Origin of the sequence: Planktothrix sp. PCC 11201, from assembly GCF_900009135.1 — a bacterium.
GTDB lineage: Bacteria > Cyanobacteriota > Cyanobacteriia > Cyanobacteriales > Microcoleaceae > Planktothrix.
Genome location: NZ_LT797701.1, coordinates 639,110 through 661,310, shown reverse-complemented (window position 1 = coordinate 661,310; position 22,201 = coordinate 639,110). Strand labels below are relative to the sequence as shown.

Here is a 22,201-nt window from a genome sequence, read left to right as displayed (position 1 = left end):
TTATTCTTCAGGCTTCAAAGTTCCACACTGACCATGATGACGCAGCAAATGATCGCACAATACAAGGGCAACCATTGCTTCCACCATTGGCACAGCCCGAGGTAAAACACAGGGGTCATGCCGTCCTTTCGCCGATAACAACGTTTCCTCTCCCTCCTGGGTGACGGTGCGTTGCTCCTTCCGAATTGTAGCAGTTGGCTTAAATGCTACTCGGATAATAATATTTTCTCCATTGGAAATGCCACCCTGAATTCCACCCGATCGATTGGTTACGGTTCGGACGCCACCCACAGGATCAATATAAAATTCATCATTATGTTGACTGCCTGTGAGCAGAGTGCCAGCAAAGCCAGAGCCAATTTCAAATCCTTTACTCGCGGGTAAGGACATTACCCCTTTCGCTAGATCTGCTTCTAGTTTATCAAATACTGGAGATCCAAGTCCTAAAGGAACATTTCGAGCCACACATTCCACCACCCCACCAATGGAGTCCCCCTGATCTCGAACCTGTTCAATCCGTTCTATCATGGTTTCGGCACAATTGCCATCGGGACAACGGACAATATTACTTTCTACTTGATCTAGGGTAACGGTATTGGGATCAATCACTCCTTCGATATCTTGAATCCGTTTCACATAACCAATAATTTCTACCCCGGCATATTGTTTGAGAATTTGTTTAGCGATCGCCCCGGCAGCCACCCGTCCAATGGTTTCCCGGGCTGAGGATCGTCCCCCTCCTTGCCAATTTCTAATCCCATATTTCGCATCATAGGTGGCATCGGCATGGGAAGGGCGATATTTTACCGCCATATCACTGTAATCTTGGGGGCGAGTATCCTGGTTTCGTACCATAATCATAATCGGGGTTCCCAAGGTTCGCCCCTCAAACACGCCGCTGAGGATATCGCAGGTATCGGTTTCTTTGCGAGGAGTGGTAATCTTGCTTTGTCCGGGGCGACGTCGATCCAGTTCCGCCTGAATGTCTGTAATATCAAGTTTTAATCGGGGAGGGCAACCATCGATCACAACTCCCACCGCCCCACCGTGGGATTCTCCAAAGGTCGTGATCCGAAATAAATGCCCAAATGTGTTGCCCATAATGGTTGTGTTTATTTTGCCAAACTTTCTATTCTACCCCAGACGCGCTATTAAAATCCTCAATTCCCCTCCCCCATTCTCAACTGTTGGGTTTGGAGGGACGCCACCCCTACGATAAAAGATTACAACCTCGTTACCGATTGCTGGTAGGGGCGAGGTCTTCTCGCCCATATAGTTGCTGTTTATATCTGTATCACAGGTATATTATGCCAAGGCGAGGTTTCCTAGCCCATTTAGTCCTCGTGTTCTTCAAAGGGGTCGCGCAGGTCGGTAGAAGCGGGGCCGAAAGCGGTGTAAATTGCATATCCCGTCAGGGCGATCACAACCACAGCGATAGAAATACTCAGAGTTAATGCGGGTTCCATGATGATTAGTCCCTTGTTATTCGTATGCTTCTATAATAAAATACTCAGAAAACTTAAGACAATTTAACAATTGTTTGGGTACTGGAGCCAGGATATTATGTTTAACCCGAGATGGGGACACCTAAATCGGGTAACATTAGCCTAAGCCTCCCATCTCTTCCCTGGCTTGAAGCGGTGAGAGTGTCCAAAATCCAGAAAAAATTTTGTTGACGTAAAAAATTTAGGTGAACTATGGCACAACGGACTTGGTTAGGAGATTTACTAAGACCTTTAAATTCCGAGTATGGTAAAGTTTCTCCAGGTTGGGGAACTACCTCTTTAATGGCAGTGTTTATGGGTCTGTTTTTCGTGTTTCTGTTAATTATTTTACAGATTTATAATTCCTCACTGCTACTCGAAAATGTGGATGTGAACTGGGCTAATTTAACCCGCTAATCAAGTTTAAAATCCAGTTAATCGTGAACTGTGAGGAGTAATTTAGGCAATGAGTTTTAAGTATAATAACTAAAAATACTTAACTCAAGTCCTAGATTTCTACTTCTGGAAAGTTAAAAATCACAGTTCACGGTTTTCTATTGGTAACAACTATCGATTATTTTTTTGTAATTTAGGAGACTATTTTAGTGAATATATTTGGCATTGGTTTACCCGAGATGGCAGTAATTTTGGTACTGGCACTGTTGATTTTTGGCCCGAAAAAACTACCGGAAATTGGCAGTAGTTTAGGCAAAGCCCTAAAAGGGTTTCAACAGGCTTCTAAAGAGTTTGAAGATGAATTTAAAAAAGAGGCTCAAAAGTTAGAAGAAACGGCTAAAATTAAACCAGAAAATAACTCAACTGTCGCATCCACTTCTCAAGAAAATTCCATCAAAAATACCCTTGATTAATTAATGGGTAACATAGAGAAATTAACGTTATTTAGTTATATTAATGATTATGATTACGGAGGTTACACCTGCTAAAACATTAATTGTGCCTCAATTAATTGTGGGTTTAGGAAATCCTGAGAACAAATATGAACAAACCCGACATAATATTGGTTTTGAGGCGATAGATGCTTTAGCCAAGGCTTGGCGAATTCCCGTTTCAGAAAATCGCAAATTTAAAGGTAAATTTGGGGAAGGGGTAACATCTTCTGGCGAAAAAATTAGATTATTAAAGCCTCTGACCTATATGAATTTGTCGGGACAGGCAATTCGGGCTGTCGTTGATTGGTATAAACTTCCTCCGACATCGGTATTAGTGATTTATGATGATATGGATTTACCCCTAGGACGGTTACGACTGCGGTTGTCCGGTTCCGCAGGAGGTCATAATGGGATGAAATCTACGATTTCCCATTTAGGAACCCAAAATTTTCCTCGGTTGCGAATTGGCATTGGTAAACCTAAGTCAATATCTGGAACAATGGAACGGGAAACGGTTTCCTATGTGTTGGGAAAATTTTCTGCAACGGAAATGCAAATCATGGAACAAGTTCTAAAATGGGTGGGAGAAGCGATCGATTTAAGTTTGCATCAAGGTGTGGAAAAAGCCATGAGTTTATATAATAATCGCAGTCTTGTTGATAACCCAGAGTGAGTTCTAAAAGTTTACCTGAAACAACAGCGTATGTGCGAATTACGCGACAATCTTGGCACCAGGGTCTACTCGAAGGGGAGGTGAGTGCTGGGGATTATGAGTGGCGATTTCAGTGGCGATTTCGACATACCAAAAAACTCACGATTCAACCATCCCAAGGACGAGCTTTAATTCAAGAACCCCTAGGACGGTTTTTAGAAAAGTATGATTATCAATTAGAACCGGGTGGAGATTATTGCTTTACGGTTCGCGCTCAATTGTAGCAGTAGCAGTACCAATTTCTAGCGATTAAAATCGCAGCTACACAAACAAAGTCCGCCTACGCGGACTAATTTTAATCAAAATTCACCAGTATTGTCTCAAGTTAATTCTATCATTTAGGAAGCATTTTTTGAGTTGGTTTGCGTCAATTATCTTGCACTTTATTTTCTGGTTTAGGAGTTGGGGATTTGTGTGGATTTGCCCAGTTTTGAAAGCCTCGGAAGATATCAGTATAGCTGATTATTCCGTCTAAGGTAAAATTCCCACCATTAGGGTCTTCTGTGCAAACTACAAGAGCCGTAGGTCTATCCTTGGAATTAGGTGGAACAAATGTTTCAATCACCCTAGATGTCACAGTCCCAGGACTTACACTATTCCTCTTATTTAGCGGAAGCATAATATGTTTCAACGGCAATTCTGAGTATAGATCAAAAATTTTATCGTGTAAGAAAGTATTAACAATCACATCATCAACTATTCCTGTCACAAATCTACCATCTGGTGTTGTGATAGGAATATGAGTGAAGTCATTGTCGTTCAAAATCTTTCGGGCTTGGAGCAAATCTTCATCCTCAGTTAATACGATAAGATCCGCTCTTTTCTTAAATAGGCTATTTTGATCTATAGTTTCCATTAAGAACTGTGTACGACTTGGAGCTGGATCGTTGATTTCACGCAATACATCCGTGTAAGATATTGTTCCTACAATAAGCTGATTGTGCCCATATACACATAGAGTCCGATATCGTCGAGTAAAATTTTGTCCTTCGGGTTTTACAGGATTGATTAAAGCGTCAAATACATTACCAACTGTACTATTGCCAAGAGAAAGAGTTTTAACAGGTATCGTCATAAGTTGTACAAACTCTGGAATTTGATTAATACGTTTTGCACTAATATCTTTACTAAAGCTTGCTACTGCCAATTTTTCTTGAGGTGTAAGAGGAAATTGGGGCGGATATAGTTCATTAGGAGGAGTGAAAATTTTTACTAAATCTGTTTTGTTAATAACAGTTAATAACTCTCCTCTTGGTTGAACGCTTTGATCAATAGGCTCAATAATGGGGACGTGTCTGATATTCCGTATATCCATCATAGCATCTAACTTGGCCACTTTGTCAGTTGGCTTTAACCAGTATAATGGTCTATTCTGTGAAAGTCTAGGAAAAACCTGACTAATAAGTGAGTTCATATTATTAATAGACATGATTAAAATCCTCCATTATTGTTTAACTTTGACGGTAAACTTGTAAGCGTAATTGTAAAATCTCAATTGGCGTTACTACCATTTTTGGGTAAAATTTTTCTGCCAATTGTTCAATAATAACTACTTCCTTAAATGCCAAATTTAAGCAAGCATTAATACACTCTTGCAACGGTTGACTTTTATCGACCAAACATAATTTAGTTAAAGGTTTCATTATTTTCAATAATGATATACCCATTAAACTAAAATACATCGGATGAGTCAGTTTCGTCACCTGCTTTTTATCAACTATTCCTAGCAAATTGCCATCTTTATCGCAGATAGTTATATAGTCTATCGGCAAATATTTCATCGCAAATCGAGCTTGAGCTAGGGTATCTGATGGTAATAGAGTATATGGTTGTTCCATACCACTCTCTTCCGGTAACGCTAAAAAGCGTTCGGCTTTCAATTGACAAAATTTTTGATTAGATTTAATGTGACTTAAGATGGTTTCGGGAGAAGCTACGCCATAAACTGTTTCGTCCTCATTGATAATAGGTAAAACTCTGATTGCTGAAGTTGATTTATAGGATTCGACCAATTTATCCATCGCATAAATTAACCTCTGATTTTTAGATGTATAAGGCTTAATTTTTTCTAGTTCAAATACCTCTTTTATCGGCTTTTTTAAACTATTAACTAATTCCTCATTTAATTGTTTGCGAAATTTAGGGTTTTTAATTCTAAACTTAACAGGTACATCTAAAACTGGCGGTGGTAATGATTGTAAAATTGATAAGTCAGTTAGGATACCCGCAAATTTTTTATCCTCATCGACAATGACAATTTCACTTGCATTTTGCACAGTAACTAGAGCTAATGCTTCTGCTACTGTATCTGTGTCTTTCAAGATACAAAAATCATGAGTTATGACTTTCGTATCTTCTAAACTGACTGCATCGCTATTTTCCATATTGACATTGATTTCAAGAGTTGATTCGATAGTTTGAGACTCCGACTTACTTTTGTTTTCTAGGTTAGAATTTTCTGTTTGTGTTTCTGATAAAAAATCATCAACCCAAATAACAACTTGGCCAAAAATTGACTTAAATTGTTCAAATATTACATATAAGTTACAGATTGAGATAGTTTTTGAATCACTTTCCAGTCATCACTATTTTTGATTTTGCCATCCTTATAGTAGGTAACTATAAAGTCTATTAAATTTCGATCTTCTAAGAATTGTGCAAATATTGGATATTCATCCTTAAACTTGATTAAATTATCTATGCCATTATCTATGTCATTATCTGTTCCACCTTTACTTTTCCAAGCCGTGTATATTTGATCCATAAGTTTATGATTGTTAGCTAAACGATCATAAAACTCAGGAAAATTTAACTGGAGTAAAATTATTTTGCAAAATTTATACTTGTTATCTGTATTCCAGTCTATTTTTGTCTTTTCAATTATGCTTTTCTCCTCGGTGGTTAATCGTTTTTCCTCCAGCTTATTGGCAAGGGTAGAGTTGTGTTTTTTCACAATCTCTTGAATCATGTAAAAAGCTGTAATAAATTGCTGCATTTTACGGATATTTGAATTAGTAGCTTTAGCAACCATTCCCCATATTTGATCAGCATTATTATACTCGAAAGTTAAATCACCTTGAAGCAGTCTCTTTTTAACTTCCTCTTGATCTTTATCAGAGAGAAAAAAGTTAAGATTGATGATTTTTTCTATATATTCTCTACCAGTAATACCAAGCTCTTTAGGATATCTTTGTCCCACCGCTTGCTCAATAATTCTTTTATCAATTCCAATGACAAAAATACAGTTAGACTGATCTAAATGTAATTTCAAGCATTCTAGGACAGATAAAGCATTTTCTGGTAAGCAACGATCCAAATCATCAATAAATATCATCAATCGACCATCGTTACCCACATAACTTTGCACTGCATTTTTAAAGACATTTTCAAAGTTATTGATAAATTGATAAGGATTAATGAGGTGAGGGTTTTCATCAGGATTAACTACCATTTCAAATTGTTTAGCTATGGCTTGTGTATTAATAAAACCTGCTGTTTGAGCATTAACATATCCTCTTGCTAAAATTCCCGCTAATTTAATAGCGCAAACTGAATAGGTTAAAGCCGCTTTTCTAATATTTTTACGATCTTCTAAAGCAATAGTTTTGTCTTCACATATTTGACTAAGAATGGTCTGGATCAGAGCATTTTTAATATCCAGTTTATCGTCATATTTCCAAGCATTAAACCAAACGGTTTTATATTTTTGGTTCTGAGTTGCTAATTTTTCAAAATCCCCTTTCATCCGCGCCATAAGGCTGGTTTTTCCGCTCCCCCAAGAACCAAAAATACCAATGGTAAAAGCGCCTTCTTTATGATGTGAATTTTGATTTTGTTGGTCAAGTGGTTGTGTAGCCTTGATCGCCATATCACACAGTAATTCAGCGTAAATATCATAATTAAGCTGACTGCTACTTCCTGGGCCGCCGCGAATGATATTTCTATCGGCTTGATTAAAAGACATAACTTGTTTACGCCTTGATTTATTAATTAGGACTTAGTGGACTTTTTTACTTCTGACAAAACCTCTTTAATTGCTGATGTAACTGCCTCTTTAGACATAAAACCATTGATGGTTTCTAGCAACAACCACTCACTATATAAGTTGATTAAAGGTGCAGTTTCTTCCTGAAAAATTTGGATGCGCCGCCGAATAACTTCTGGTGTATCATCTGTACGATTTTCCTTGATAGCCCTCTTTCTCAGTCGCTGAACTAAAACTGAGTCTGGCACGTCAAAGTTGATAACGCAATCACAACCTGCCTGATCTAAATCCCTTAATAATTTATCTAACGCCCCTACTTGAGCGACGTTCCGAGGAAATCCGTCTAATATCCAACCTGGTTTTGCTTCTTTTTTAGTCAATTGTTCTCTGACAATATCTAGCACAATGCTATCAGGGACTAATGCCCCTTTATCTATATAAGATTGTGCTTTTTGGCCTATCTCTGTTTTGGCCTTTCGCTCCTCGCGCAGTAGTTCGCCCGTTGAAATGTGATGAATTCCGAAGTCCTTGGCTACGATCGCAGCTTGAGTACCTTTGCCTGCCCCATTCGGGCCTAAAAATATAATTCGCATACTTTTTATGATTCAACAGTCTATCGCTTTACTCATCAATATCCTAAACGATCGCTCCAAAACTAAAAAGCGGAAAAAGACGGATCTTTTTAACTTTTAGTTACAAGTCGGATCGAGACGGATAAAGTCGGATAAAGTCGGATATAATAACTTCAGTTCTCTCACATACCTGGCTGATGGACATTCGCGAAGTATTGCAATTTGTAGAGCAAGTTGTTTATGCTAAGACAGGCCAACATCTAAATGACTTGCAGCGGCGCATTATCGAGGGAACACTGAAACGACAGAAATATATGGACATTGCAGAAAATTATGGTTGTTCTTTCGGTCATGCTAAGGATGTAGGTTACGAGCTTTTACAAATGTTATCAGATGTTTTTGATGAACCTGTTGATAAATATAATCTTAAATCAGTCTTAGAACGACAGGGAAATTTGAATATTAATTTTGGTAATAATAGTATTAATAGCAATAGTATTGGATACATTAATGTTTGCTTCGATCAGCGTGGTGATACCCCAGATAAAAGTCAGCCTGTAACTCCCGACTTCCAGCAAGGTAAGTATCAAACTAAGATTGAAACAGTTGGTAAGTTACGGCAATTTGGCTTGAGCGATGAGCAAATTGCAGAATTGCTAGGGTTAAGCTTAGATGAAGTTAAGCAGGTAGACTCTGATTTTTATTAATATCATATTATTATTCTATTTATGGGAACTATGGAAAATTTAAGAACATTGAAATTGCTGACAAACAAATCAAGCTGGGAAAACACACGATTGATGTTTCTGTTGAGTTAATACCGAAAATTGGCGATCATAAAGTAAGTTTATTGATTCGGGTAAAAACAAGAGAAACAGAAGGGGGCGGTCATTCTCATCTGTTTACTCGTGACAGCTTAATATATTTAATCTACTTTCTTAACCTCTGATGATTGCTACGAAAGAAAAACAGATGATTTCAAAATAATACAATGACGACCCGGACGTTGAATTAATTCATCCTGTTCAAGTTTAATCATCATGCGGGTGACACTGACCCGAGTCATCCCAATTAAATCAGAAATATCAGCATGGGTTAAACGTAAATCAATTAATAATCCTTCGGGTGTTAAACGACCAAATTTTTTTCCCAGCCATTTTAAACAATTTAATAAACGCTGCTCTGTCCCTTGGGTATGGAAAATAGTTTGCAATTCCTCGATTTGGCGCAGATGGGTCAAAATTCCATCGGTATAATCTGACCAAAGAGTTGAGGGGATAACGCTAACTTCAACGGAGCTAACACATTCAATTTGATATGGGTCAAGTTGAGACAGGGGTCTACCGACAATATCATTCTGTCCCCAATATCCTAAACTAATTAAGGTTCCGTCTTCTTTCCAGGTGAGGGTACGCACGACACCCCGTTCGATTTTCCATAGGGTATTAGACCAGAGGGGGATTTGTTCCCGGGGGTTAAAGGTACGGGGTCTGGAGGTTAACGCAGGATTAACAAGGGTTGAAATATTCACAGGAGATTCCTTGAATGCTTACTCCCAGCCTAAAGGCTTGAGGTTAAATTTAGGTTTAGTCTCGATTAAAATTCTCCGACATTTCTAGGAATACTGCACTACAATACAACCTGATTGCCTAAAAAATAATCGGGTACAATCCAATACATTAATTAACTATCAATTTGATATAATGTTAGAATTATCTGCCCTCGGACTATTACAACAAGAACCTTTACATGGCTACCGACTTAAACAACAGCTGGAGTTATTTCTCAGTAGTTGTATGAGTGTTAACTATGGAGCGATTTACCCCTTGCTCAAACGTTTAGAAGAACGGGGTCAAGTCCAGGTGTTGTTGGAGGAGTCTGGGCGTGCAGGAGCGAGTCGCAGAATTTATGCCGTTACTGCCGCTGGATGCGCTCGTTGGCGGGAAAAAATGTTGGAACATCCGCAAGAAAGCTGGGTTAAAAGTCGCGCTCGATTTTTAGTGAAGTATTTCTTTTTCGGAAGTTTAGAACCTGGGGAACGAGTCCAACTGATTCAGATCCGTTTAAGGGTTTGTCACCAACGACAAACTTATTTAGATAGTCAAGAAATGGAAAAGTTAGTAACGGACTCTTTTCAATCCGCCACTTGGGAACGGGCCAAGTTCATGCTAAAGTCAGAAATGGATTGGCTTCAGGAATGTTTAGAAAAAGAACAATCTAGTGCTTTTGCATCTACCTCTGGAAAGATGTTAACTGAGTTTAATATATTGTAACTTTAGACTATAACCCTAATTTTGTCTCAATTTAATGGTCATTTTGCTCCGTAAAAACAACCTCAATCTTGGCTGAAAAATGTCTGATTTACAATTCCCTAAATCTACGGTGAAAGAACAGGATCAAGAATGGATTGAGTCGGAAAATCAACAAGAAATAACTGATTTTCCAGCTAAATCTTTACCCATAAAAGTTGCTCCAGAACCCTCGGCTTATAAAACCGGAGGGTTCCAAATTTTACTGGTTACTTTAATGGCGTTGGGGGTGGGTTTCGTCGGAGGACAATGGTGGCAAGCTACCCCTGAAAATAGGGATAACCCAACCTCGGAAAAAGCTAGTAAGCCGAGGGGAAATGCTGTTAAAATCGCTGCGGTAGAAACTTTTGATTTTGAAGAAACCTCTGATTTTGTTGGGACATTAGAGGCAAAACGGGCAGTGGATATTAAGCCAGAAATTGAAGGTAGAATTACCCAGATTTTAGTGGAATCGGGGCAGGTGATTGAACAGGGAGACGCGATCGCTCGCCTCAAAAGTGATAGTGTAGAATCAAGTTTAAATCAAGCTAAAGCCAATTTAGTTCGGACTCAAGCCCGTTTATCAGAATTACAAGCCGGAAGTCGTCCTGAAGAAATTGCTCAAGGAAGGGCAAAATTAGCCGAAGCAAAAGCTAGATTAGCCGATGCGGAATCCGGTAGTTTATTAGCAGAAATTAATCAAGCCAAATCTCAAATTGATTCAATTCAAGCCGATGCCGAATTAGCTCAAAATCGAGTGAATCGCTTTCAAGATTTAAGCGAATCCGGGGCAATTTCCCAAGATCAATTTGATGCGTTATCGTCTCAAAGAAATAGTGCTAATGCGAATTTGCAAGCCGCTAAACGCCGTTTAGAACAATTACAAAAAAATCGACAATCAGAAATTAATCTCCGTCAAGCCGTTATTGAACAGGAACAACAGGCTTTAAATCAATTAGAAAGTGGCACTCGTATCCAAGAAATACAACAGGCGGAAGCCCAGGTTGCTGAAGCAGTGGCTCAGGTGCGGAATATTGAATTGGATTTACAAGAAACAGCCGTTTTAGCACCCTTTACTGGGGTTGTTGGTGATGTGGGAATTAAAGTAGGAGATTATGTTAGTAAAGGAGATATTCTCACCCGTTTAACTGCGAATGATCAGTTAGAATTGCGCTTACCAATAGCTTTAGAACGTAAAGAGGATTTAAAGTTAGGATTATCGGTACAAATGGTTGATCCTCAAGGTAAAATATTAGGAACAGGACGAATTAGTTTTATCTCGCCTTCGGTAAATCAAGACTCCCAAACTATTTTAGCAAAGGCTAGTTTTGATAATAGTCAAGGATTATTTAAAGATGGTCAATTTGTGCGGGCTGAAGTAGTTTGGAAACAAAAACTAAATGCCGTTGTGATTCCGATGACCGCCGTTAAATTTGAAGGTGATCAGCGATTTGTATTTATTGCGGAAGGGGAAGAAAAATTAACGGCTAAAAAACAGACGATTAAATTAGGTTTAATTCAAAATGATCGCGCCGAAATTTTAGAAGGACTTAAACCAGGACAGAAATTGATTATTTCCGGTACACAAAAACTATCCGATGGTGCGGCTATTAATATTTTACCTGCTAATTCCGATCAGACTTCAAAGGGTAAACGTTAGGGAGGGGTGTTTACTGCTGATTGAAGCCTTGAAGGGCTTACTACAAACATTCAATAACCTAATAATATGTTTACTCATTTTTTTATTAAAAGACCTGTTTTTGCTTCGGTTTGTTCGTTGCTAATTATTATTTTAGGAATAGTCGGTTTTACTCGGCTTCCGGTGCAGGAATATCCTAAAATTGATCCGCCCATTGTTACTGTTAGTACCAGCTATCCGGGGGCAAGTCCCCAAGTAGTAGAAACAGAAGTTACGGAGATTTTAGAAGCACAAATTAACGGTATTGCTGGGATTAAAACCCTAACTTCTAGTAGTCGAGAAGGAAGCAGTTCTATTTCTGTTCAATTTGAATTAAATCGAGATTTAGAAGTAGCTGCCCAAGAAGTTAGAAGTCGGGTGGCGAGGGGGGCGGGAAAATTACCCGATGATGTTGATATTCCAGTGGTAGAAAAACGATCTGGAGATGATGAACGAATTTTATGGATCGCCTTTTTTAGTCAAACTTTATCAGCTTTAGAGTTAAGTAATTACGCCGATCTTTATATTAAAAATGCTTTAGAAACGGTTGATGGTGTTAATAGTGTTTCTATTTCAGGAGAACGCCGTTATGCCATGCGATTATGGTTAGATACCCTGAAAATGGCAGCCCGTCAAATTACCGCTTTAGATGTTGAACAAGCCCTAAGACGACAAAATATTGAAATTCCCAGTGGTCGAATTGAAGGAAAAGAAACAGAATATCCCGTGAGAACTTTGGGAAGACTGCAAACTCCCCAAGATTATGAAGACTTAATTATTAAACGTAATGATAATGGCTCGCAAGTTAAAATTAGAGATATTGGACGGGCAGAAATTGGGGCAAAAGATGATCAGGTAATTGCCCGTTTTAATGGCAATCCTGCCGTGGGATTAGGAATTAGTAAACTTGCCGATGCGAATTTAATAGAAGTTGCCCACGGAATTAAAGCTAAATTAGCGGAACTCAAAAAAAGTTTTCCTGAAGGACTCAGCTATGAAATTGCGGTAGATTATTCCGAGTTTGTAGAACTTGCGATTGAAGAAGTTTGGATCAGTCTGTTAATTTCGATTGGACTGGTGGTTTTAATTATCTTTTTATTCTTGAGAAATTGGAGAGCTACTTTAATTCCAGCCGTCACGATTCCCATTTCTTTAATTGGGGCATTTAGTGTGATGTTTTTTCTGGGATTTTCGATTAATACCTTAACCCTATTTGCCTTAACTTTAGCCACGGGTTTAGTCGTGGATGATACGATTGTAGTCTTAGAAAATATCATCCGTTATATGGAAGAAAAACGGCTAGATGCCTTTCCAGCGACCTATGCCGCCGTTGGAGAGGTGGTATTTGCTGTGATTGCCACAACGGTTGTTTTAGTAGCAGTATTTGTTCCCGTTGCCTTTGCCGGGGGAACCAGTGGACGATTATTCAATGAATTTGCCTTAACTTTAGCCGCTTCTGTGGTTTTTTCAAGTATCGTTGCCCTAACTTTAGCCCCTCCTCTTTCCGCCCGTTTATTGCGTCACGAAACCCAGCCCCAAGGATTGATGAAAATTCTATCTTTCCCCTTGGATTTATTTGAATGGGTTTTGCATAAAATTACGGCTATTTATGGTTGGACATTACGGCTATTAATGACAATTAAACCCGTCGTTATTTTAGGATTTATTGCCAGTTTAGGATTAACAGTTTGGTTGTTTTTACAGTTACCCCAGGGCTTTTTACCGAGTGAAGATCGGGGTCGGATTTTTACTACGATTACGGCTCCAGATGGGGTAAGTATTAACTATACTAACCGGGTGGTTAAACAGGTTGAAAATATCTTCAATCAAGTACCGGAAATTACCAGTTATTTTGCGATCGCAGGTTCTAGTCGAGGGGCATCCCAAGCTAATACAGGATTCTCTTTTGCCCGTTTAAAACCTTGGTCTGAACGCCCGGAACCCGAACAAACTCAACAATCTCTTGTTAAGAAATTATTGGGTAAATTTTCAACAATTACCGATGCCTTAGTCTTCGCTACAAATCCAGGGGGATTACCCGGAGGCGGTCAAGGTCAACCCATACAATTTGTCTTACAAGGTAATGATTTAGAACAATTGGCACAAGTTTCCCAAGACTTTGTAATTCGCGCTAGAGATTTACCAGAGTTAGTTAATATTGACACCAATTTAAAACTGAATAAACCGGAATTAACCATCAGTGTAGATCGTTCTCAAGCCGGAAATTTAGGGGTTTCTGTACAAGATATTGCCCGAACCTTACAAATTTTAGTGGGCGGTCAGGAAATTACCAGTTTTAATCAGGGAAATCAACGTTATGAAGTTGTAGTTCGCGCCGATGAGAAATATCGAGCAAATCCCGAGGATTTAAAGCAATTATATGTGCGTTCCCAACAGGGAGAAATGATTGCTTTAAGTAATTTAGTCACCATTTCCACCGCCACCACACCCCCTCAAATTAACCATTTTAATCGCTTTCGTTCTGCCACTTTAGAAGGCAGTCCAGCCCCGGGAGTTAGTTTAGGCGTGGCGTTAAATGCCTTGGAAAATTTAGCTAAAGAAATTCTACCCCCGGATATGCGTACCGCTTTTTCTGGGGAATCTTTAGAATTTAAAGAAGCGGGTCAAGCAACTAATTTTATTTTTGCCCTTGCCTTAGTGTTTATTTTCCTAACCTTAGCTGCCCAATTTGAAAGTTATATTGACCCTGTGATTATTCTATTAGCGGTTCCTCTGTCTTTATTAGGGGCATTTGGGGCGTTATGGATAGCACAATTAGAGTTAAATGCGTTTAGTCGGATTGGGTTGATTATGTTAATAGGATTAGCAACAAAAAACTCGATTTTAATTGTGGAATTTGCTAACCAATTACGGGAACAGGGATTATCAATTCAAAAGGCAGCCATTGAAGCCTGTCGGTTACGATTTCGCCCGATTATGATGACGGCTTTATCAACGATTTTAGGGGTGATGCCCCTAGCTTTTGCCACGGGGGCAGGGGCCGCGAGTCGGGTCGCCATTGGTATGGCGGTAATGGGTGGAATGTTTGTTTCTACGCTTCTAAGTTTGTATATTATTCCAGTTTTTTATGTGATTGCCACCAGTATTCAATCCCGTTTGATGGGGCACAATTCTCCAAAACAACATTTAGAAAATGTCGCTTTGAATACAGACAACGGATCTTATTCTAATGGAAATGGTCATAATAATGGTAAGAGCACTGTCCCACCCCATGGGGATCAACTTACAAAAGCTTTACAAAGTTCTGATAAAAGTCGGGATTTGTAAAGGCATCCTATAGATAATTCGGGTAACGGACTTTTGGTTGTAACTGAGATAATGGGTGTATAATTGAGTTAACATAACTTAATTTATAAATTGTTAAGTTATGATGATTTGATAACATTACCAGATTAATGATTCTTATGGAGGTTGCACAGAAGTATCAGGAAAAGTCTATCTAACGTCAGAAAGATAGATTACTGACCCAGTGCCCCAACCCTTAGCTGAAAAGTTAAGAAATTTCCAAATAGTTCTTTAAAACCTAACTTTAATAAAACATCATGCAAACTGTAAACTTGTCTGTAGATTCGATGAAGACTGAAATTTTATGCAGCTATAAAAACCCCACTAAACAGGTGCAAATTCTGCGGATGGAAACCACAGTTCGAGGTTATTTTGAACGAGTTATTTTTCCAGGGGAGTATTGCTTATTTGTCGGAGAATCTAATATGGATTTGGAGGTTTATTCTAGTGGAGATCCTACTCGGATAGAACTAGAAAAAATCCCTTGTGATGCGTTAAGAGTTGAAGAAACTGAATAATTTTCTAACTTCGTAGTAAGGCGTTTACGCCTCAATTCTTACTCAAAGATCAAGATGAGGCGTGAGCACCTAACTACGCGGCGTTTACGCCTCAATATCTTACTCAAAGATCAAGATGGGGCATAAACGCCTGACTACGGAGAAATGGGGTTATATTATAAAAGTTGATATTTTGAGCGAGCAAATTGATAAAGTCTGCGCCAAACTAAACGATTGGTTAAAACAACTAATAAAGACATGACCACAGTAGAAGCAAACAACAGAGGATAGTTCCCTGTTTCTGTTGCTTGAGAAATTAGTGATCCTAACCCTGGTGTTGTTAAAGTTTGGCTTTGAAACTGAACATATTCGCTGACAATACTAGCATTCCAGGCTCCACCAACTGCCGTAATCATCCCGGTAATTAAATAGGGAAAAATTCCAGGTAAAATCACTGTTTTCCATCGCTGTACTAAAGAGAGTTTATAAATACTGGCTGCTTCAAATAACTCTGAGGGAATAGCCTGGGCACCCGCAATTACATTGAATAAAATATACCACATCGTTCCTAACATCATCAGTGCCACAGAACCAATTTGTAAACCCCCTCCTAAACGGGCTAAAAATAGTAATAAAACGGGAAATAAAGCCGTTGCTGGAACTGATGCCGCAATTTGAACTAAGGGTTGTAAACTTTGGGCAAGTCGAGGATTTCTCCCAATGGCAACTCCCACAGGGACAGTCCATAATAGGGATAGACATAGGGCGATAACTACTCGTAAAGCGGTTAAAATAGCACCGATCATGATGTGTTTCCAGTCTTGAAACTCTAATTTCTGTAAGAGTAAAACCGATTCCCAAGTTCCCCATACAATCATAAATCCAAACCCCGTTAACAATAGGCGATTCCACCAACGTTTATTGGGTTTTACTGATAAATTTAAGGTTGAATTACGATGGGATTTTCCGATAGGCTTATCAATTTTTTCTGACCAAAAATATCCCAAGCGTTCCGTTAAAATTCTCAGAGTTGGAGAACGTCGCAGGAAATCTAATACAATAGATTGGGGAACATTTTGGGATTCAACGGTTTCTAACTTGAATTTTTCCGCCCAAGCAATTAAGGGCTTCCATACCAAAAAATCGAGGATGATAATAATTCCAATTAAAACCGCTACTCCCCAAGCAATGGCAGTGAAATCTCCCTGATCGGAAGCTTGGGCTAAAAATGATCCCAGCCCGGGAAGTCGAAAACTGCGATCGCCCAGGGTAAAGGATTCAATTGCCATCAAAAAAAACCAACCTCCGGCAACGGACATGACACTATTCCAAACTAATCCTAAGATTCCCGAAGGTAATTCTACCGACCAAAACCGTTGCCAAAAACTGAGATTATAGACCCGAGCGACTTCTAATAATTCTTGGGGAATACTCAATAAAGATTGATAAAAACTAAAAACTAAATTCCAAGTCATTCCGGTAAAAATCAAGATAATAGCAGCAAATTCAACTCCAATTCTTTGACCGGGAAATAAAGCAATCAAAGCCAGAACAACCCCGGGTAAAAAAGATAAAACCGGAATCGATTGTAAAATATCTAATAGGGGAATTAAAATTTTTGCCGCCCATGCAGAACGATAGGCAAAATAGGCATAACCTAAACTAAAAATCAAGGATAAAAAATAAGCTAACCCCATTCTTAATAGAGTTTGGGCTGTATAACTTGGCAGTTGATCTAAATTCGTAGAGATGATCACATCGGGTTCATAATCCCCGACTAATTGAGAAGCAGTGCGAATAATCACTAAAATTACTGTAATAATGGCTAAAATCAATAAGCCATCCTGCCAGGTCAAGCGAGAGCGATCTAAGGTTTTATTTTCAGGAATCAAAGGACGAGCCATGCTATTTATTCCTCCGGTATAGTTAAATTAAAATCAGATGTTTCTAAAAAGATTTCGCCACTGGGTTCATCATAGGCATAGAGTTCTGCATAACGTCCCCAGTCAATGGCAGTGTTTAACTGTCTTTGAGCTTCTTTTGGACTAAAATGATTATTCAAAATATCTAAGACTAAATCTTCAGGAATCCGATGATTTTGTTTGGATTGACAAAGAGTATAGATTTGTTGAACAAGACGAATATGACTGAGTAATTGTTGTCGAATAATTTGTTTTCGATCATCAATATTTCCCTGAATAAATGCTAGGGCGATCGCCGTCAGACTCAAATCTCCCTCTCTAATTTTGATTAAAGCCATGAATTCTGCCGCTTCAACAATGGGGAGTAAATCATCAACTTCCAGTTGTAGTTCTTGTCCCAAACGGTATAAATCAGGGTTTTGTCTTCCTTCTAAAAGTTCTAATAAGCCGGCAACAGAGCCGATACGAACATGGGGTAAAGATTGATATTTACTGGGAGTATTAGTAACGTTTTTTTGAGGTTCTAAGGTTTCTAACTCGGGGTTAGTTAGAATTTTATAAACTTGATCGACTAAGGCTTGAAAACTGGGACTTTTCCGATCGCGATAATGGCTTAATTTAATCGGTAAATTTGCTCGAATTCGTCCGGGATTTCTACCTAAAACAATCACTCTATCCGCTAGGGTAATCGCTTCTTCAATCCCATGGGTCACAATTAAAATTCCCTGGGTAGGAATCCGTTTTTCTAACCACAAATCTAATAGTTCAATTCGCAGGTTTTCTGCGGTTAAAACGTCCAGGGCAGAGAAGGGTTCATCCATACATAATAATTCCGGTTCAACGGCTAAAGCCCGGGCAAAGCCAACCCGTTGTCGCATTCCCCCGGATAGTTCTTTAGGATAGGCATTTTCAAATCCATCTAAACCAATAATATCAATCATTTTTAAGGCTCTTTGTCGTCGCCAGTCTACGGGAAATCCCCTGGCTTTTAATCCTAATTCAACATTTTCTAAAACAGTTAACCAAGGGTAAAGGGCAAAACTTTGGAAGACAATTGCCACCCCTGGATTAATTCCAATTAATGGTTTTCCATGACAGAGAACCTGTCCTTGGGTGGGAGAAATTAACCCGGCAATAATTCGCATTAGAGTGGATTTTCCTGAACCAGAAGGCCCTAATAGGGCAATGATTTCACCTTGGCGCAATTCTAAGTTGATATTATTGAGAATTGGAATTTCTTGACCATTGGGCTGTTGATAGGATTTACCAACGTCTTGAAGGATGATCAAAGGTTCTGTTTTGGAATCACGCATATCTCAATAATTCCTGTTGAAATTTCTTTTATTGTGGCATTTTTGTTAACTGGAGAATCATCTTAACATGAATTATGATCCTTGAAAAATATTTTTAAGTTAATAATAGGTTAGGTCTACTAATAATGTTAATTGATTAAAAAAAGTTAATTAAATGTTTTTTGTTTTAGATTTTATTGAAAGGATATAACTGGTGATAGTTGTCTGATTAAGAAAGCCCTCGTCTTAGGCAATAGATAACAATTAAGATAGACTCTCCCTAATGCTTGATTCAAAAAATATTATTCATCGATAAAATTATTAGGGATAATCAAAAGGGGAAAACTGAATCGGGATGATTACAACCTTGCCTGATTCCCCTAATAATGGGAGAGTCAATCTTGTTGATTTTTAGCTTTAAACCTGAGAAAGTTTTTGTGCAAAAATTCTTTCAATCACTTCTTCTACGACTTTATCAGGGGTTGATGCACCGGAAGTAATTCCGACTATAATCTCCCCATCAGGAAGCCAGTTTTCTTGAATTTTTAAAGACTTGCCTAACGGTTTATGTTCAATCTGGTTATTATTTGAAATTCGTTCAGCACAGTCAATATGATAAGAAGGAATCCCCTTTTCTACCGACATTTCTTGTAAATGGGTCGTATTGGAAGAATTAAAGCCCCCGATCACAACCATTAAATCTAACGGTTGATCTAATATCCCAATCATGGCATCTTGACGTTCTTGGGTAGCATCACAAATGGTATTAAAACTTTGAAAATGAGCATTTAATTGATCGGGGCCATATTTTTTGATCATTGTATGCTCTAACAGTTTGCCGATTTGTTCGGTTTCACTTTTTAGCATGGTGGTTTGGTTAGCAATCCCAATTTGTTTTAAATCTTGATCGGGATCAAAACCTGCGGAATAGGATCGACTAAATTTCGCTAAAAACTCTTGACGATCGCCTCCATTCAGAATATAATTAGACACATATTCTGCTTCTTTGTAGTTCAAAATCACTAAATATTTATCGGCAAAGGAAATGGTAGCAACGGTTTCTTCATGGTTATATTTTCCATGAATAATAGAGGTATAATCTCTTTTTTTATGTTTCTCAACGCTATTCCAAACTTTAGACACCCAAGGGCAAGTGGTATCAACAATTTTACAGCCTTTTTCATTCAAGGTTTGCATTTCTTGAATACTCGCCCCAAACGCAGGTAAAATTACCACATCCCCAGAATTCACCACTGAAAAATCCTTATTCCCATTTTCGACAGGAATAAACTCAACTTTCATATCCTTTAAATGTTGATTCACCGAAGGATTATGAATAATTTCGTTGGTAATCCAAATATTTTCCGTGGGAAAATGTTGACGAGTTTCATAGGCCATGGCTACAGCCCTTTCTACACCCCAACAAAACCCAAAGGATTGAGCCATTTGAATCGTAACATTTCCCCGTTTAATACTATAGTTATTCTCTCTAATTTCTCGAATTAAAGAACTTTGATAGGCTGAGTGCATGACATTTGCCACTTCCTCCTGATGACCAAAGCCTTTGCGATGATAGGTTTCTGAATGTTGCAAGGAACGTCTAAATGCTTTTGTATCCATTTTTTTAATCTTCAACTCGGGTGCATTATCATTGATGATCTTAAACTACCACGGTCTCAGAAAACACGCCCCAATGGGTTGAATACTCAGCTTCAATGGTCTGCAATTCCGTATCTGAGAGGGCTTGTATCACCCATTCTCCCCCGAAGCAACAACGCGCTGCTACCCCCAAAGCATCGATAACCGTTGAAACCAACTCCTCTGCTGACGGTAAAGTGGTTAAGTTGGGTGCGGGCATTTCCAGACCAAACACCTGACGAAATAGTTCCGCATCAGGAGTTAACCGAATGGAGCCATGTTGTAGAATTGTCCCATTTCCCTTGAGTTGGGCACTCCCAATTAATTTAGTGCCATCGGATAGGACTAAATCGGCGGCGGTGGCGGTGGCAAAACAGTTGGGGCTGTGAATATATCCCCGTTCAGCAGAACCATAGTGGAGTTCATAGCCGAGCGATCGCCATCCTTCAATTAAAAATTGGCATAATGTTTGATAGGCTGCCCTAGAATTTTCAGGCAATCCCGAAGCAATCACCGCATAGGTTAAATCCCCTTGATGTAAAACCGCCCGACCTCCGGTGGGACGTTTAACTAACTCTAAAGGTTGGTTTTGCCAAGTTAACCGTTGCCAATGTTCTGGCCAAGATTTCTGATGATAACCTAAAGAAATACTCGCAGGTTCCCAAAGATAAAACCGTAAAGTGGGGGGATGTTTTCCCTGTTGATGTTGACGAAACAACCAATGGTCAATTGCCATTTGTAAATGTCCCGAGGCTTTAAATACAGGAATTAAACGCCAAATATTAGACTCCGAACTCGGCTTGTAAGCTATCATCGTTATTATCGGCAATTGTCGCCACAATAGTAATCAGGCGGGAGATTTCAGTGGCAGATATTTCTGCTAAAGTGCGGTTCGATAAAACTACAACTTGATCATTCGTAATTGCAAAATGGGATTCTAAAGTAGATAACCAGTTCATTTCTAATAATTTTCGCATTAACTGGTTTTCATTTTTAACGGGAAATTTTAGTACCGTCGCCCAAACCGTCAAGGTATCTTCATCGGTTTCTCCGGTGAGTTGCACAAAAACTTCCACACTACCATATTCAAACTGCCAAACCCTACCCGCTTCAGACTGTCCGACCATTACCTTTTGGTCTTGAGCTAACCCAACGAGGACGTTTTCAATTTCTTCTGAGGGTCGGACGGTGGCCATAGCATTATCAATCAGTTCTGCGTCAGTCTCGGTCGTTAATGGTGCTTGTTCTGTAGTTGTCATAATACTTGATACTAGCTTTTAATTGAATTGTATCGTAACTAGCCCTGCCTTTGTGAAGATTATTTAACTCAGTAATCTTTCAACAGATATCTCAATATCTGGAAAAGCCAAGGAGGTAATCATCCCTTGATTAATCATTTGTTGACTCAAATAGGTGTTATTTTCAGGATTTATAAATACAATTAATTGTTTTTGGGATAAATCTAAAACCCAATATTCCTCAATTATAGCTTGAGCATAAATTGATAATTTTAATTCTAAATCTTTTTTTAAACTACTTTTAGCCACTTCTATGAGCCAAAAAATATCCTCAGCATAGGGATGATGATCTTGATAAGTTGACTCTGGTAGTCGGACAATAGCAATATCTGGTTCGGGTTCAGAATCAGATAAGGTAATGGGGCCATTAAAACGAATATCAGCTTTACCCGTTAACAAGGTTTCTAAGTATTTTGTACCTTGCTTGGCAGTATAATAATGAATGGGACTTTCGGGACTCATTTCAATAATTTCACCTGCTAATAGTTCAACTTGGCGATCGCACAAAATCCCCGCATTAATCATTTGGTGATAATCCTCTACAGACCATTTTACTAAGGTTTTCATGGCAGAATTACCTATTTTAATTATAGAGTTGAGTTATTCCTATATTAACATTTTTTAGAGAGTTGCCACAAA

22 protein-coding genes are annotated in these 22,201 nt (G+C 38.7%); 9 read left to right on the top strand and 13 right to left on the bottom strand.

What is annotated here, in order from left to right; genetic code table 11:
- A complete protein-coding gene (gene aroC, locus PL11201_RS13165) occupies positions 1 to 1,101 on the bottom strand; it encodes a chorismate synthase (protein ID WP_079679272.1) in 1,101 nt (366 codons plus the stop codon).
- A 233-nt stretch (positions 1,102 to 1,334) separates the two neighbouring features.
- A complete protein-coding gene (gene psbN / locus PL11201_RS13160) occupies positions 1,335 to 1,466 on the bottom strand; it encodes a photosystem II reaction center protein PsbN (RefSeq protein ID WP_079679270.1) in 132 nt (43 codons plus the stop codon).
- A 231-nt stretch (positions 1,467 to 1,697) separates the two neighbouring features.
- Between psbN and psbH the strand changes: the two genes are divergently transcribed.
- From psbH to PL11201_RS13140, 4 genes are all read left to right on the top strand, one after another.
- Positions 1,698 to 1,901 (top strand): photosystem II reaction center phosphoprotein PsbH, encoded by a 204-nt coding sequence (gene psbH, locus PL11201_RS13155; protein ID WP_042151338.1) that lies wholly within the window; start codon positions 1,698 to 1,700, stop codon positions 1,899 to 1,901.
- A 188-nt stretch (positions 1,902 to 2,089) separates the two neighbouring features.
- A complete protein-coding gene (locus PL11201_RS13150; protein WP_079679269.1) occupies positions 2,090 to 2,353 on the top strand; it encodes a TatA/E family twin arginine-targeting protein translocase in 264 nt (87 codons plus the stop codon).
- A 49-nt stretch (positions 2,354 to 2,402) separates the two neighbouring features.
- Entirely contained in the window at positions 2,403 to 3,047 is a 645-nt protein-coding gene (gene pth / locus PL11201_RS13145; protein WP_144017744.1) for an aminoacyl-tRNA hydrolase, read from the top strand.
- Positions 3,044 to 3,310: a DUF3146 family protein gene (locus tag PL11201_RS13140; RefSeq protein ID WP_079679267.1), complete on the top strand. Its 267-nt coding sequence runs from the start codon at positions 3,044 to 3,046 to the stop codon at positions 3,308 to 3,310. Before pth ends, PL11201_RS13140 begins: the two co-directional genes overlap by 4 nt.
- Positions 3,311 to 3,453: 143 nt before the next feature.
- On the opposite strand, the gene PL11201_RS13135 is transcribed toward PL11201_RS13140, so the two are convergent.
- The 4 genes from PL11201_RS13135 to PL11201_RS13120 form a co-directional block, all read right to left on the bottom strand.
- Positions 3,454 to 4,515 (bottom strand): CBS domain-containing protein, encoded by a 1,062-nt coding sequence (locus PL11201_RS13135; protein ID WP_079679265.1) that lies wholly within the window; start codon positions 4,513 to 4,515, stop codon positions 3,454 to 3,456.
- A 22-nt stretch (positions 4,516 to 4,537) separates the two neighbouring features.
- The gene (locus PL11201_RS13130; RefSeq protein ID WP_079679264.1) at positions 4,538 to 5,470 is read right to left on the bottom strand and encodes a CBS domain-containing protein; all 933 of its coding nucleotides are present in this window, start codon (positions 5,468 to 5,470) and stop codon (positions 4,538 to 4,540) included.
- Between the two features lie 149 nt (positions 5,471 to 5,619).
- Positions 5,620 to 7,050, bottom strand: coding sequence for a KAP family P-loop NTPase fold protein (locus PL11201_RS13125; RefSeq protein ID WP_079679262.1), 1,431 nt, complete (start codon positions 7,048 to 7,050; stop codon positions 5,620 to 5,622).
- 26 nt (positions 7,051 to 7,076) lie between these two features.
- Positions 7,077 to 7,664, bottom strand: coding sequence for an adenylate kinase (locus PL11201_RS13120; RefSeq protein WP_079679261.1), 588 nt, complete (start codon positions 7,662 to 7,664; stop codon positions 7,077 to 7,079).
- Between the two features lie 176 nt (positions 7,665 to 7,840).
- On the opposite strand from PL11201_RS13120, the gene PL11201_RS13115 reads away from it, so the two are divergent.
- Complete coding sequence (locus tag PL11201_RS13115; RefSeq protein ID WP_079679259.1) at positions 7,841 to 8,350, top strand: hypothetical protein; 510 nt, start codon at positions 7,841 to 7,843, stop codon at positions 8,348 to 8,350.
- Positions 8,351 to 8,598: 248 nt separating this feature from the next.
- Here PL11201_RS13115 and PL11201_RS13110 read toward each other — a convergent pair whose 3' ends face one another.
- Positions 8,599 to 9,174, bottom strand: a complete 576-nt coding sequence (locus PL11201_RS13110) for a Crp/Fnr family transcriptional regulator (protein ID WP_079679258.1) — start codon at positions 9,172 to 9,174, stop codon at positions 8,599 to 8,601.
- Positions 9,175 to 9,346: 172 nt separating this feature from the next.
- On the opposite strand from PL11201_RS13110, the gene PL11201_RS13105 reads away from it, so the two are divergent.
- The 4 genes from PL11201_RS13105 to PL11201_RS13090 all read left to right on the top strand — a co-directional run bounded on the left by PL11201_RS13105 (position 9,347) and on the right by PL11201_RS13090 (position 15,433).
- The gene (locus tag PL11201_RS13105; RefSeq protein ID WP_079679256.1) at positions 9,347 to 9,916 is read left to right on the top strand and encodes a PadR family transcriptional regulator; all 570 of its coding nucleotides are present in this window, start codon (positions 9,347 to 9,349) and stop codon (positions 9,914 to 9,916) included.
- A gap of 79 nt (positions 9,917 to 9,995) precedes the next feature.
- Complete coding sequence (locus tag PL11201_RS13100) at positions 9,996 to 11,591, top strand: efflux RND transporter periplasmic adaptor subunit (RefSeq protein WP_079679255.1); 1,596 nt, start codon at positions 9,996 to 9,998, stop codon at positions 11,589 to 11,591.
- A 66-nt stretch (positions 11,592 to 11,657) separates the two neighbouring features.
- Positions 11,658 to 14,897, top strand: coding sequence for an efflux RND transporter permease subunit (locus PL11201_RS13095; protein ID WP_079679253.1), 3,240 nt, complete (start codon positions 11,658 to 11,660; stop codon positions 14,895 to 14,897).
- 275 nt (positions 14,898 to 15,172) lie between these two features.
- Positions 15,173 to 15,433, top strand: coding sequence for a DUF1830 domain-containing protein (locus PL11201_RS13090; RefSeq protein ID WP_079679251.1), 261 nt, complete (start codon positions 15,173 to 15,175; stop codon positions 15,431 to 15,433).
- Between the two features lie 155 nt (positions 15,434 to 15,588).
- Here the strand turns inward: PL11201_RS13090 and PL11201_RS13085 are convergent, their stop codons facing one another.
- The 6 genes from PL11201_RS13085 to PL11201_RS13060 all read right to left on the bottom strand — a co-directional run bounded on the left by PL11201_RS13085 (position 15,589) and on the right by PL11201_RS13060 (position 22,129).
- Entirely contained in the window at positions 15,589 to 17,316 is a 1,728-nt protein-coding gene (locus PL11201_RS13085) for an ABC transporter permease (protein ID WP_079679250.1), read from the bottom strand.
- Between the two features lie 5 nt (positions 17,317 to 17,321).
- Positions 17,322 to 18,647 (bottom strand): ABC transporter ATP-binding protein, encoded by a 1,326-nt coding sequence (locus PL11201_RS13080; protein ID WP_079679248.1) that lies wholly within the window; start codon positions 18,645 to 18,647, stop codon positions 17,322 to 17,324.
- Between the two features lie 396 nt (positions 18,648 to 19,043).
- Positions 19,044 to 20,246 carry a 4-hydroxy-3-methylbut-2-enyl diphosphate reductase gene (locus PL11201_RS13075; RefSeq protein ID WP_079679246.1) on the bottom strand — a complete coding sequence of 401 codons (1,203 nt, stop codon included), beginning with the start codon at positions 20,244 to 20,246 and terminating at the stop codon, positions 19,044 to 19,046.
- Between the two features lie 40 nt (positions 20,247 to 20,286).
- A complete protein-coding gene (locus tag PL11201_RS13070; RefSeq protein ID WP_234996685.1) occupies positions 20,287 to 21,078 on the bottom strand; it encodes a lipoate--protein ligase family protein in 792 nt (263 codons plus the stop codon).
- Complete coding sequence (locus PL11201_RS13065; protein WP_079679244.1) at positions 21,047 to 21,523, bottom strand: YbjN domain-containing protein; 477 nt, start codon at positions 21,521 to 21,523, stop codon at positions 21,047 to 21,049. The genes PL11201_RS13070 and PL11201_RS13065 overlap by 32 nt, the downstream gene beginning before the upstream one ends.
- Before the next feature lie 63 nt (positions 21,524 to 21,586).
- Positions 21,587 to 22,129, bottom strand: a complete 543-nt coding sequence (locus tag PL11201_RS13060) for a Uma2 family endonuclease (RefSeq protein WP_079679242.1) — start codon at positions 22,127 to 22,129, stop codon at positions 21,587 to 21,589.
- Positions 22,130 to 22,201 lie beyond the last annotated feature (72 nt).